This window comes from Pseudomonadota bacterium, from assembly GCA_010028905.1.
Taxonomy (GTDB): domain Bacteria; phylum Vulcanimicrobiota; class Xenobia; order RGZZ01; family RGZZ01; genus RGZZ01.
Genome location: RGZZ01000108.1, coordinates 1 through 12,774 on the forward strand (window position 1 = coordinate 1; position 12,774 = coordinate 12,774).

The 12,774-nt window shown below is 66.3% G+C and carries 13 protein-coding genes; 9 read left to right on the top strand and 4 right to left on the bottom strand.

The window, feature by feature from the left end; all coding sequences use genetic code 11:
• The 5 genes from EB084_09805 to EB084_09825 form a co-directional block, all read left to right on the top strand.
• The coding region (locus EB084_09805) for a hypothetical protein (protein ID NDD28544.1) at window positions 1-638 on the top strand (638 nt) is incomplete at its 5' end.
• Entirely contained in the window at window positions 635-997 is a 363-nt protein-coding gene (locus EB084_09810) for a hypothetical protein (protein ID NDD28545.1), read from the top strand. The genes EB084_09805 and EB084_09810, both read left to right, overlap by 4 nt.
• Window positions 994-1,650: a type II secretion system protein gene (locus EB084_09815; protein NDD28546.1), complete on the top strand. Its 657-nt coding sequence runs from the start codon at window positions 994-996 to the stop codon at window positions 1,648-1,650. The genes EB084_09810 and EB084_09815 overlap by 4 nt, the downstream gene beginning before the upstream one ends.
• 383 nt (window positions 1,651-2,033) lie before the next feature.
• Window positions 2,034-2,726: a hypothetical protein gene (locus tag EB084_09820; GenBank protein ID NDD28547.1), complete on the top strand. Its 693-nt coding sequence runs from the start codon at window positions 2,034-2,036 to the stop codon at window positions 2,724-2,726.
• A gap of 195 nt (window positions 2,727-2,921) precedes the next feature.
• Window positions 2,922-3,224, top strand: a complete 303-nt coding sequence (locus EB084_09825; GenBank protein ID NDD28548.1) for a hypothetical protein — start codon at window positions 2,922-2,924, stop codon at window positions 3,222-3,224.
• Window positions 3,225-3,254: 30 nt separating this feature from the next.
• Here EB084_09825 and EB084_09830 read toward each other — a convergent pair whose 3' ends face one another.
• Window positions 3,255-3,707 carry a hypothetical protein gene (locus tag EB084_09830; GenBank protein NDD28549.1) on the bottom strand — a complete coding sequence of 151 codons (453 nt, stop codon included), beginning with the start codon at window positions 3,705-3,707 and terminating at the stop codon, window positions 3,255-3,257.
• 227 nt (window positions 3,708-3,934) lie between these two features.
• Here EB084_09830 and EB084_09835 point away from each other — a divergent pair, with 227 nt between their 5' ends.
• The 4 genes from EB084_09835 to EB084_09850 all read left to right on the top strand — a co-directional run bounded on the left by EB084_09835 (window position 3,935) and on the right by EB084_09850 (window position 10,255).
• Window positions 3,935-5,911, top strand: coding sequence for a hypothetical protein (locus EB084_09835; protein ID NDD28550.1), 1,977 nt, complete (start codon window positions 3,935-3,937; stop codon window positions 5,909-5,911).
• Window positions 5,912-6,029: 118 nt separating this feature from the next.
• A complete protein-coding gene (locus EB084_09840) occupies window positions 6,030-7,466 on the top strand; it encodes an MBOAT family protein (GenBank protein NDD28551.1) in 1,437 nt (478 codons plus the stop codon).
• A 73-nt stretch (window positions 7,467-7,539) separates the two neighbouring features.
• On the top strand, window positions 7,540-8,655 hold the full coding sequence (locus EB084_09845; GenBank protein ID NDD28552.1) for a hypothetical protein: 1,116 nt from the start codon (window positions 7,540-7,542) through the stop codon (window positions 8,653-8,655).
• A gap of 43 nt (window positions 8,656-8,698) precedes the next feature.
• A complete protein-coding gene (locus EB084_09850) occupies window positions 8,699-10,255 on the top strand; it encodes a hypothetical protein (protein NDD28553.1) in 1,557 nt (518 codons plus the stop codon).
• A 50-nt stretch (window positions 10,256-10,305) separates the two neighbouring features.
• On the opposite strand, the gene EB084_09855 is transcribed toward EB084_09850, so the two are convergent.
• The 3 genes from EB084_09855 to secF form a co-directional block, all read right to left on the bottom strand.
• The gene (locus tag EB084_09855; protein NDD28554.1) at window positions 10,306-10,896 is read right to left on the bottom strand and encodes a hypothetical protein; all 591 of its coding nucleotides are present in this window, start codon (window positions 10,894-10,896) and stop codon (window positions 10,306-10,308) included.
• Window positions 10,896-11,180 carry a hypothetical protein gene (locus EB084_09860; GenBank protein ID NDD28555.1) on the bottom strand — a complete coding sequence of 95 codons (285 nt, stop codon included), beginning with the start codon at window positions 11,178-11,180 and terminating at the stop codon, window positions 10,896-10,898. Before EB084_09860 ends, EB084_09855 begins: the two co-directional genes overlap by 1 nt.
• Before the next feature lie 108 nt (window positions 11,181-11,288).
• Window positions 11,289-12,722 carry a protein translocase subunit SecF gene (secF, locus tag EB084_09865; protein NDD28556.1) on the bottom strand — a complete coding sequence of 478 codons (1,434 nt, stop codon included), beginning with the start codon at window positions 12,720-12,722 and terminating at the stop codon, window positions 11,289-11,291.
• Window positions 12,723-12,774 lie beyond the last annotated feature (52 nt).

A 12,774-nucleotide genomic window follows, 5' to 3' on the forward strand; every position in this document is an offset into this window, starting at 1 on the left:
CCCTGCGCACCCAGGATCTCACACTCAACTGCCCCGCGCCCGCGGAAGGGGAGAGCTTCACCTATCCCGACTCCTCTCGCTTCCGCATCAACATGAGCTGCGGCAATCGCTGGGTCGACGGGCGCCGCGTGATCTTCAGCTCAGGCTATGGAATCGAGATGCACAACTGCATCCTGTACATCGGTGGCGATCTCGACCTGTCGTCGCGCGAATCGATGAGCGGCGAGACGTTGAAGGCGCCTGCGCTTCGGGGGGTCAATGCCACCCTGATCGTCGACGGGACCCTCATCCTCAGCAATGGTTCGCTCGACGCAGCGGGCGTGGGCATGGTCATCTACTGCCGTCGGCTCGTGACCGCTGCGAGAGGAGACTACCGCGGGCTCATCATGGTGCAGGAGGCCGCCGCCATCTGCCCCGCGTTCCCCGGCGCCCAGCTTCGGATCGAGGGAGGCATCGTCTGCGGCGGAGATTCCATCCTGCTCTACGCAAGCGGTCCCCACGGCGAAGAAGACCCCCTCGTCACGCGGATACGAGGTGTGCATCTCTGGTCGACCGAGCTGGTCTACAAGCCCCAGTACCTGAAGACGTTGAACCGCTTCGGGCCGCTGGAGATCGTGAGCCTGCGACAGGTCGAATGACGCAACGCCGAGGTGTGTCGGTGCTCGAGGTGGTGATCGCGCTGGCGCTGCTGGCGGTGGGCGTTCTCCTGGTGCTCGGAATCGTGCCCACGGGCATCTCGTCGATGCGCCGTGCGGAGGACATCAGCTCCGCGGTCGCCTACGGCAACGACGTCATCGAGCACTGCCGCGCAAAGCTCCCACCCGCGGGAGAGACCGAATGGACCGTGACGCTCAACAGCACTGACTTCCATGTCAAACGAGAGGTCGTTCCCGTGACCCGGGCACTGACCGACGTGGTGATCACGCTTCAGTGGAGCGATCGCACCCCGCCCCGCGTTCTCGCCACCCGAATCCAGGGAGCCCCGGCACGACGATGACCCCGAGACATCGCAGCGGCATGACACTGGTCGAGATGCTGGTCGCCCTGTCGCTGATCGCACTGGTATCGTCGCTGGTGATGTTCCTGGTGCGTCCGGGCTGGCGGGCATGGATCAGGGGCGCGCGCAAGTCAGAGGCGCAGCAGGCCTGTCTCATCACCCTCACGCGGCTCACACAGGAGTACCGAAATGCCCTCGCAAGCTCGGCCCTGGTAACGGCCGACCCGCCGGCAGACGATCCGGATCCGCTGAAGCCTCACCGAGACAGCCTGGTCTTTCTGTCGAACGTCGACAGCCAGGGAACCTTCGCCCTCGCTCCGGATGGGGACCCGCTGTGGCAGCGGTGGGTGTACCTGTATCTCGACAGCCAGGGGCAGGTTCGCGTGCAGGAGCAGGCCCTCAATCCCCCGACAACCCTCCCGCCTCTCGAGAGCCGCCCCCACCTGGTTCCTTCGGAGCGCGACCGCATCGTGGCTCGCTGCGTCCGCTCGCTCCGCGTCGACGACAGAGCGTCTCCCCTTGTCGAGGTCACGGTCGAGGCCGAGAGCGAAGGCTTTTCATCGCGCCAGCAGTCTGGAATGACGCCCCTGATCCAGTCGTCGCGGCCGTATATGTCACAGCCGTCAGCCGCTGCTCCCCTGGCTGCGCCATGAAGACGCAATCGGTGGCCCTGACGCGCGTTGCCCCGAGCATGTCGGTGGCCGATCGCCTCACGCTCTTTGGCACACTGGGCAACATGGTGGCAGTGGGAATTCCGATGACGCGCGCCCTCGGCTCCCTGGCCGAGCACCTCTCCCATCCTGGTGCCAGAGCAACCGTCATCGACCTGCTGACCGGAATCGAGAAAGGGCAGCCGCTCTCCGCCGTAATGGCGAAGATGCCGCTCGTGTTCAGCCGCCTGCACATCGGCGCGATACGAGGCGGAGAACGCTCAGGGCGGCTGTGCGCGGTTCTCACCCGCCTGCGGGAGCATGAGGCGCGTTCGCAGGCCCTGTCACGCAAGCTGAGATCGGTGCTCACGTATCCCTGCTTCGTGATGGCCTGCGCCCTGGTTCTCGTGGCGGCTCTCGGGCGATCGCTCCTCACGGGGATGGCGCCCATGCTGCTGGACGCACACGTGAAGCTCACCCCCCTCACCCGCGCAACGATCACCTGCGCTCAAGCCCTTGAGCATCCCGGCGCTCTTCTGGTGCTGCTTCTCTGCTGCGGCGCAGGCGTCGGATTCGGGCTGCGGTGGCTGCGGTCGGAGAGAGGCCGTGTGGTCTCTGACCGAGTCCTGTTTGGCCTCCCCGTCGTCGGACCGCTGATGCGCAGGGTCGAGACCGCAGCGATCTGCGAGACGCTCACGCTGCTTCACGGCAGCGGTCTGTCTCTCTCGTCAAGCCTCGAGATGGCCGCGGACACATCGGAGAGCACGGTGACCCGAGAGGCGCTGCTCCAGGCCCAGCACGACATCGCGGAAGGGCACTCTTTCTCCGAGGCGCTGGCACAGACCGGCTTCTTCGATCGCACGGTGGTGCAGATGATTGCCGTGGGCGAGGAGACCGGCCACCTCGAGAAGAGCTTCGTCAAGATCGCCCAGCTCAACTCCCTCGAGGTGGAAGCCGCGCTCGAGCAGTTCGGAGCCGCAATCGAACCCCTGATGTTCGCTCTGCTGGGAGGGGTGGTGGGCGTCATCGCCCTGATCGCCTTCGCCCCCCTCTACGCGGTTCTCGAAACCGCCCTGTAGACGCGGCTCTCGAGCAGCGAGAGAGCCTCTCGGACCGCGGCGCTCGTTTCCCCAGCGCCACGCAGGGGTACGATACGGCACGAGGGTCGCACGCGAGAGGCACGGCCTGGCGCCTCGACAGGTAGAGGTCTACCCGCGCACGACGTCTCCATCAACGGCGGGCCATCAGCCACGCCGGGGGCAAGGCGGGCAGACATGGAATACTACGATCGCAAAGCCACCTTCGCGCTGAAGCACGCCGCCAACGAAACCCACGCGCTGTTCGTCAGCATCGATATCGGTGGGTTCGAATACGCGCTTGAGTCTCGCGACGATTTCGACAGGCTGCCAGAGAGGGAGCAGTTCAACCTCATCGACGCGCGCACAACGCTTCTCGAGCGCTGGCAGGCACTCCCCGATGACGACTCCCTGAAAACAAACCCGCCCATCTCGGCCCAGGTCTACTGGGCCGAGATGGGCGGGAGCAAGCGCGTTGCGCTCGACCGCGCACCTGCCTGACGCGGTGCGCGGCAGCGGTCGGGCTCTGACCTATGGCGCCTCGACCACGGTCTTGTCGAGTGAAGCGCTCAGCTCAGTGCCTGAGCCCTCGACGGTGCGAATCCGGAAGTCGTTGCCCGTGGCGTCTTGAACGGTGCGATCGACGCTGTAGGCCTCCGAAGCGTTGGCAATCCAGATGCGAACGCTCTCGCGGATGACCGAGACCCGCAGGGTCTGGTGAGCGGGAGCCAGCGCCACTGCGTTGGCAATCAAGTTCAGAAAGCGGTCGTGCACGGCGACCTGCTCATCGAGGCTCACGGCGGTTGCGCCGTTGGCGTCAAGCTCGAGGGTGACGCCGCGCTGGGCGGCAAATGGGGCCAGCTCTGTGACAACGCGGCCCACGAGGCCTTCAAGAGTGCCCGTCGATGCGGGAGCGGCGACGGCGGGAAGGGTCAATCCGACGAGGACGACCGAAACGACAGCCAGCACACGGAGGTTTCTCATATTCTTATCCTCCCTCTCCATGAATGAGTATAGCCCCAAGCCCACCGCCCGCGCGACGTTCATTGGGCTAGAGCTGCGTGGGCCAACTGACCGAGATCTACGGCGCGGCTCCGACCATGGTCTTAGTCCCCTGCGATCCGTTCAACGGCGCTTCCAGAGATTGTTCAGTCGAGAAGTGTAGGCTGGCGGCACGCCCCCCATCGATCCGAAACCTGAGCGCCAAGGAAATGCTGATGTCCATTCCCGTCTCTCGTCTCTCCACGACGCGGCCGATGCGCGTCTCCCGCGCCTCACGGCCAGCTCCGAGGCCTGCACCGCAGCCCCGAGACGCGCTGACGCTGCGCGACTACACCCCCCGCCCTCTCGACTATGCGCGTCTGGCGCTCTGGCCGACGGCAAGTGGCGGCCTCGGCGCGCTCGCAGGCCAATCGCACGTCCTCACCGTGGGGCTCTGCGGTCTTGCGGGAGGAACCCTTGGACTCGTGGTGGGCGCGGGCATCGGAACGATCCTGGACCGCCGAAAGCACAAGGACGCGGTAGAGTGGTGCGGTCTGGGAGGGTGCCTCGCCGGCGCCATCGCGGCGGGCATCGGAGGGGCGGCCCTTGCACCCGTCACCGCCACCGCGATGCTCGGCATGGGGGGCGCAGCCCTGGGCGCCCTCATCGCGCTCTCGGTGGCCTCCGACGTGCAGAAATCCAGACGGCGCGAGGTCGACGGCAGGGCCTACAGCGGTGAAGTGCGGCTCGCCCCATTGCTGGGAGAGATCGCGGCACGGGAGAAGGTCGAAGACCCCCTGGTTCATCGCATGCTTCGCGCGATGGACCGGCTCGAGGGTGCGGGGTGGCGATTCGGCACGTCACTTCAAGGCCTCGAGGCCACCGTCAGATACAGCACAACAAGCAAAATGCACCTGTATCTCGCTCTCCCCGATCAGGGCAACACCCACATCGAGATCTCATCGCTCCCTACGCTGGCCCTCATCGCCGACGTCGGCGATGCGGCCGATGTCGACGACGCAGCGCTTGTCACCTGCGTGAAGGGCTACGCGACCGCCGGACGCGCGCTGCAATCGCCGAATGAGACACGTGTCGATCTCCCTGCGGCCGCCGAGGCTATCGCCATCCTCCTGAGCGGCGCCTGTACCTCGATAGAGGAGGGCGAGGGGGCCGTGTACGTGCACGATGGAGCGCGCTTTCCGGTAACCGCTCGCGATGCAGCGAGTCTCGTAGGCGCAATGCGCACGCTCGAGCAGACCCTGAGCCAGTATGACGCCCACCTCGCCCCCCTCTTCGCCTCGGGCGCGCTCGACCCGGAGCAGAAGAACCCGGTGCTCAAGAGCATAGAGGCGTCCGCGTGCGCGAGCGATCTCGCAAGAGGCGCGACCTTGCTTGTCCGCCTCGCGACCGCGCGCCCCGAGCTCTCCGACTTCAAGCGCACAGCCGTGGCAGCGTCAGTGCTGCGAGCCATGCGTGACAGTGCGTCACCACGGCGAACCCTCGAGCAGAACGTCGATGACGCCGCAGTGCTGCTGAGACGTATGGAGCGGGACGACGTGCTGAGGACGCTGTTCGTGCTCCGGAAAGGGATGGAGCCCTTGGCTGTCGAGCAGGTCGAACGCTTCCACGACGTCTTTCTGCGACTGCTCACGATGACCGGTGACAACGCTGATCGCAGCGCCAGAGCATCGAATGTGCTGTGCCAGATCGACAAGGACGACATCGACAGCACCCTTGCCTCCATGCATCGATATCTCGCCCCCATCTCTGATGCTTCGCCCCTGTCAGAGAGCGGCGAAGCATCACAGATGCGCGGCGCTCTGGCGCGGGCCGCGGCAGCACAGCCGAGCTACACCGATCTGACCCTCGACTGCGCCACCCTTGACGCATTTCGAGACCCCGATGAGACGCTCTCGGCTTCCATCGCTGACTACGAGGGGCTGCTGAGCAGCCTCGCATCCATCGACCGGGCCGCAGAAGCGGCCCCCACCTATGCGCTCATCCGCAACGGCATGCGCCACGGTGCCTTCGGTTCTCGCACCTTCGAAGAGGTGAGCGCCGACTTCTTTGGCGCGTGCGTCACCGGCGCCACCCCAGAAGAAGCGCGCATGCACCTGAGACGGTCGTCTCACACCAGCAGCGGCACCGTGAAGGCAGACCATGATACGGTGACCATCGGCGGCGTGAAGGTGCCCGTGCACCACTGACCCCCGCTTGCAAGAGCGCCACGCGGCGGATCAAGCAGGGTTCAGGTACGTGGATGCGAAGGGGCGCCGCCAGATGAACACCTGCACGACGCTCCGACAGAAACGCTGAACCCCGGCGATGTGGTTCAACTCGTTTCTCTTCCTGCTCTTCCTCACAGTCGTGCTGTGCGTGTACCCCGCCATTCCCGGTTGGCGGGCGAAGAAGCGGTTCCTGCTCGCCTGCAGCTACCTGTTCTACGCCTGCTGGAGCCCGCCGTTCCTGTTGCTGCTCATCGCATCGTCGACCATCGACTACACGGTGGGACGCGCCCTGGGACGTCAGAGCGACGAGCGCCTGCGACGCCTGCTCGTGGCCGTGAGCTGCTCGACGAACCTGGGCATACTGGCCTTCTTCAAGTACGCGCGCTTTCTCATCGACAGCTATGACAGCCTCGTGCAGGGACTGGGACTGTCGCTGCTCAGCCTCACGCCGCCCGCCTGGATCTCGTCGATCGTGCTCCCCATCGGCATCTCGTTCTACACCTTCCATGGGCTGAGCTACATCGTTGACGTGTACAACGGGCGCAAGACCCCAGTCGAAGACTGGGTCGACTTCTACCTCTTCGTGGCCTTCTTCCCGCAGCTCGTGGCAGGCCCCATCTTGCGCGCCACGCAGTTCATGCCCCAGCTGGTCTCTCCCCGCCGCGTGACCCTCGAGGACTGGGCGACAGGCGGCGAGCGAATCATGATCGGGCTGTTCCAGAAGATGGTCATGGCCGACAACATCGCGCCGCTGGCAAACCTGGTCTTCGATCGCCCTCAAGCCTTCACCGGCGCGCAGCAGTGGGTCGGCGTGTACGCGTTCGCGATGCAGATCTACTTCGACTTCGCCGGCTATTCGAACATCGCCATCGGAACGGCGCGCCTGCTGGGGTTCCGGATCCCAGAGAACTTCAACCTGCCGTACCTGGCCGTAGGATTCCGCGAGTTCTGGCGGCGGTGGCACATCTCACTGTCGACCTGGCTGCGCGATTACCTCTACATCCCGCTGGGAGGGAGTCGAGACGGCCCCTGGGCCACGCGGCGAAACCTGCTCATCACCATGTTCCTCGGCGGGCTGTGGCACGGCGCCACGTGGTCGTTCGCCGTGTGGGGGGTGCTGCACGGGCTCTTCCTCACCGTGGAGCACGCCGCCGCTGGCCTCTTCGATCGCTTGCCGCCACGGGTGCGCGAGAACCCGTTGATGCAGCTGCTCGGCATGGCGGTGACCTTCCATCTGACGTGTCTGGCCTGGGTGTTCTTCCGGCTGAGCACCAGCATCACAGACGCCATCGGGATGTGCGCCAGCCTGCTAAAGGCAGGTGGATGGACCATGCCGGCCTCGGGATTCGAGCGCATCGTCTACGTGCAGCTGGGCTTCCTCGGCTATCTGATTGCCTGGCTGCACGCGCGTCGCACCGCGGGCGCGAGCACGTCGATCCCCGGCTGGGCGCGCGCCGTTGCCGCCGCGATCATGCTCTACCTCGTCATCACCGGTTGGGGGAGCTCCAATGAGTTCATCTACTTCCAGTTCTGAGGACACACCCACGGTCGCCCCCGCGACAACACCGGACGCTTCGCGCTGGAAGATCGCGCTGCTCTTCGGCCTCGTGCTGGCCGCCCTGATCATTCCGCAGGAGCTGGCGGTGCGGGCCTCGGAGCGGCTGTACGGGGTCGACCGCGTGGCTTTCCGCCCTCCGTTGAGCGACAACCAGAAGCTCGACCTCTTCCTCGAGGCGCTGCGCACCGGTCGCCACTTCGCCCTCTACTGCGTGGGAAGCTCGGTCTGCGAGTACGGGCTGCATCCCGACGTGCTTGCCGAGGCCCTGCCAGACAAGCGCGACGGGGTCTACAACCTGGGATTCTCCGGGTCGTCGTTCATCGCCGGGCTGGAGCTCCTCGAGCTGCTCGACATCCATCCGCAGGTTCTGCTCGTCTCGATCTCGCCGTTCGAGCTGACTCGAACGGGAACCGAGCGCGGCGACAAGATCGTGGCCCATGCGGCGGAACAGGCCCGCGCCCTCGGGCTCACCGCCAAGACCGATGCCGTATCGCGAGATCCGCGCACGGTGCTCGAGCAGTGGACCCGTGATCGGGTCTACACCGTGCTCCACTGCGCCACCCCTGCGCGCCGGCGGACCCTTCCCCAGTGGCTCTCGCTGCTGCGGGCGTGGCGCACCAGCACCTACCGCGCGGGCGACCTCCTGCGCTTCCTGAACAACGAGGCGTTCTCCACCGATGAGACCACGTGGGCCTCGATGCGGTACTACGTGGAGTTCTGCTCGAATGGCTACCTCGGGCTGAAGCTGCGCTGGAAGGTCTCGCCCGACGAGTTCGAGCGCACGCTCTCCGCCCCGCTGATAAAAGAGATCGAGACGACGACCGCGGAACGATACCGCCTCGATTCCCCCGCCTGCCTCGAGAAGACCGAACGCCTTCTCGCCAGGTTCCGCGACAAGGGAACGCGCGTGGTGCTGGTGAGGCTTCCGGAGTATGCGCGGCTGCTCGACGCCGAGGACGCCCTGGGCTTCGCCCGTGACCTCGAGGCGCTCGCGCGACGCCTCGGCGCTCCCCTCGTGACGCCAGACCTCGTGGGGCGGGAATTCTGCACGAACACCGACCACTTCAGGGACGCTGAGCACCTGCATCACGACAGCAGCATCCCCTACAGCCGGACCCTGGCCGAACGCCTGCGAACCCTCGGCCTCCCGGCACCAACGCGCTGAGACGATTGCGATCAACGGCCGCGCCTGCTATACTGATGCTTCAATGGACAGCGTCAACGCAGGGCTCCTTCGCACGGTCCAGGCGCGAAGCCTCGCTCCACTGCGCCCACCGCTCCCCCGCTCAGCGGCAACGCTGCGCTGCACCCTGACGAGCACGCTCGACGAGGTGAAGTCGCTCACCGCGACGGCCCCCTCCCCCCAGGCGCCGGTCACCCGAACCATACGCGAGACCGTCTCGTTCGCGCAGCAGTACGCGGTCACGCTGTCGATGTTCCCCAACGCCGCGACGGCGGCCATGGCCCAGGCCTTGTCTGACATCTCCATCTTGTCCGGGCTGGGGCAGAAGATGGCCCTCACCCCCGACGAGACCCGCGCCGCCGCACGCGCGTCCTTGCGCGACGGGCGCGATCGGGCCGAGTCTTTCAGCGACCCGAACATTCGCACGGCCGTGCTCTCGCAGGCGCTCTCCGACGCGGAGCGCACTCTCGCCCTCACCCCTGACAACCCGGTCACCGGCCTGATGTCGCACTTCATGCGGCTGTGCAACATCCAGAGCAATCCGGTCAGCCGCGCCGCCGTTCTCGAGACCGGCGCCACGGTGCTCAGCGGGGTGATCACCCAGCAGCCACAGGGAATCGCGCTCATGGGGCCGAGCGAGTCCCTTCCCGGCGAGATCGTCTCGTATGCCCCCGCGCGCAAGTCCCAGTTCCTCGACCTGTGGACGCACTTCGACAATGCATCTGTGAGAGTGAACCGCCGCGGTGAGGGCGAGCGCGTGTCGGTGCAGCACGACCTTGCCCGGCTGGCCCAGACAGGGGCCCTCGACAAGCGCGACGCCAACGGCGACGACCTGCTCTCGAACCTGCACCAGCTCACCACGCAGCCCATGGCGCCCGGCGTAGACCGTGACGTCGTGCTGGCCCAGACCATTGCACACCTGGCAGCGCCAGGGCGCACCATGAGCCAGGGCTCGAAGCTCACCTGTGGCGCGGCAACGGTCTCCTACCAGCTGGCGCGCAGCCGCCCGGCTGAATACGCCCGCCTCGTGTGCGGCCTCACCTGGACGCAAGGTCAGGTCAGGCTTGACTCCAGCGCCGTCGCGCGACGTCTGCCCAACGCCCTCACCGACGACGGGTCAGGGCGCAGCGTGGTGGAGCGCATCGTGCAGTCGAGCCTGATGGAGGTTGCGGCGAGCGGCTCTGACAAGCACTACGAAGCCCTCGCCGACGGCTTCTTCGACACCCGTGGCCAGATGGTGCAGACCGGACTCTATCCGGCAGAGCTGGCACAGCTCGAGAGCGCGGTGGGAACGGGGCGCTACACCGTCGTTGAGACCCCTGACCAGCAGGCCGTCATGAAGGCGCTCGACGGAAAGCAGATGGCGCCCGTGGCGCTGAAGTGGGACGGTGGCGACCACTGGGTTCTCGCCCAGGGCGTCTCTGATGGACGGGTCTACTTCCGAAACCCTCACGGCCACCGCGAGACCGACCGCACCACGTTGCGAGAGAGCGGTCACCAGCTGCACAAGGATGGCGTCGAGAGCCTTCCGCTCGGAGAGTTCATGCAGCGCCTCTGCGTGCTGCTCACCCCCAGCAGCTGACCCACGCGCGCAGCGACGTCAGTGTCGCGTGAGCACCGTGCCTCTCGACGTCAGGGCTGTGATGTCGAGCGCTCGGCACCGGGACCATCGGCCGTCTGATCGATGAGCTCGAGGTCGAGATAGGCGGCCAGGCGCTCTGCGCTGCCACGGGCTTCATCGGCATGCGCAATCTCGTCGTCGACGATGAAGCGCTGGCGCAGCGCAAGCTGCCCTCCGAGAGACGCCCCCGACTCGAGCTGCACGTGATAGGTGGGACGACGAAAGCGCTTGTAGTGCTCGGTGGCGTTCGAGCGCACGGCGCGCACGCCCGTGAAGGCGCTGAGCGCGCGCGTCGGGCCCAGCCGCAGCACCCTGCGGCGCCCGAGGAATCCAATGCCCCACCAGTGACTGACCGTGTCGCTGGCGCGGTCGACGAATACCCCTCGGCGCCAGCATCGGAGCAACGCGCCCCCCGCGCCCAGCAGCACAGCCACCTCGAGCCAGTAGGCGCGAAGATCGACCTGTCCGGAACCCGCGTTGGCAACCGGCTGCGCGCACCCCCACGCGCCGCTTACGGCCGCGAGACCAAGCATAACCAGGCCCGCCCCCGCAGGCCACCCTGTGCGGCGCTCGATCACATGAGGCGCGACGCGGCCGCGCATCAGAACATCTTCAGCGGTGCGTCGTACGAGATGAGCTTGACGCGTGGGCTGAGCGCCAGGGCGGGAAGGGCCGAGAGAGCAACCTCCGCCGAGTAGGCGTCGATGATGTGCAGGTCGTCCTTGAGCCGCCCCCCCAGTGTGGCCAGCATGTTCCGGTCGTCATCCTTGAGACCGTCGATGGTCTGCACGATCACGCCGATCCGCACCGACGATGCCTCGGGCTGCCCGAGCATGTCGATGAGGCGGCGATCGAGCTTCTCGCGCAGCAGCGCGTCATCGGTCATGTCTTCATCTCTCCCCTGGGAGTGTGGGAGGCGAGCCTCCGCGCCCGCGCGTGCGAACCGCCATGCTCGGCGATGCGATCACACGGGCGCGGAGATGCCCGACACGCCTCAGAGTCCGCGGCGTCGCGACTTGTTGCGACGACGCGTGCCGTCCGGTCGGCGCCCGCCCTCAACGGCCTCTTCTTCTTCGTCTGCGGCTCCTGCGGAGTCAGAAGCGCGACGACGAGGCTGCTGGTTGTCAACGGGAAGAGTCGCGTTGCTCGTCGCCGTCTCGCCACGCTCACGACGGCGCTCGGCCACGCGCTCCTCCTCACGCTTCTTCGCCCACTCGTCGAGAATGACGACGAGCGGCGTGGCGATGAAGATCGACGAGTAGGCACCACTCGTGATGCCCACGAGCAGGGCGAACGCGAAGTTGCGCAGCGTGTCACCTCCGAAGAAGTAGAGCGCGAACAGCGTGAGCAGAACGGTGAGGGTCGTATTCACCGAGCGCGACATGGTCTGGTTCACCGAGAGGTTGCAGATCTCGGCGTAGTTGCCCTTGCGCATGTTCTTCACGTTCTCGCGGATGCGGTCGAACACGACGATGGAGTCCATCACCGAGTAGCCGATGACCGTGAGGAGCGCGGCCAGGAAGGGCGAGTCGACCTGACGCGAGGTGAGCGAGTAGAGACCCGCCATGATGATGACGTCGTGCACGAGGGCGATGTCGGCCGCCAGACCATAGCGAACCTGATTGCCGAAGCGCAGGGTGATGTAGATGAGCTGCAGCACGAGCGCCACCACGAGCGCGAGGAGGCTGTTCACCCACAGTTCGCGACCAATGATGGGATCGATGGTCTCGCGAGAGAGAATCGCGGCGGAGACCGCCGTGCTCTCCGCCGGAGGCGCTGCTGCCGGAGAGGCCGACGCCTCAGGAGCACCGCTGGCCGACGCCGCGGGAACGCCGCTGGCCGACGCTGCGGGAGCACCGCTGGCCGACGCTGCGGGCGCACCGCTGGCCGACGCTGCGGGCGCACCGCTGGCCGACGCCGCGGGCTCGTCGATGGACTTGCCCGCCTGGCGGAACAGGTGGCCCACCTTGCCCTCGATGGCCGTGGCCATGCCTTCGATCTCGGCGGTGGTCAGCGGCTTCTGGTCGATGCGACCGACGCGGATGATGACGCGACGGTACGGGTTCTTGCTGTTGAGCGACTTCTCCTCGACCTGCACCTGCGGGTCCTGGAAGCTGAGGCTCTTCTCGGTCGCGTAGGCCTGGATGGCATTGCGGACGAGCTCAGGCGTTACGCTCTCCTGGTTCTCGGTGACACCGATCTCGACCAGCGTGCCGCCGGCGAAGTCCATGCCGTAGTTGAACTTCTTGATCGAGATGGCGCCGAAGCTGATGACAAGCAGTACGGCAGAGATTCCGAAGAAGATGTTGCGCGAGCCCACGAGGTCGCGCGTGCGGTTGCGGAAGCCCGCCGCCCAGAGCGCAAGCGCGATGAGCGAGACGGCCGCCACCACCATTCCGATGGCGTCAGTAGCAGTGATGTTCAGCATTTCTCGTTTTCCTCCACGCGCCTACGCGCCATAGCTCTTGGGATTGGTGACA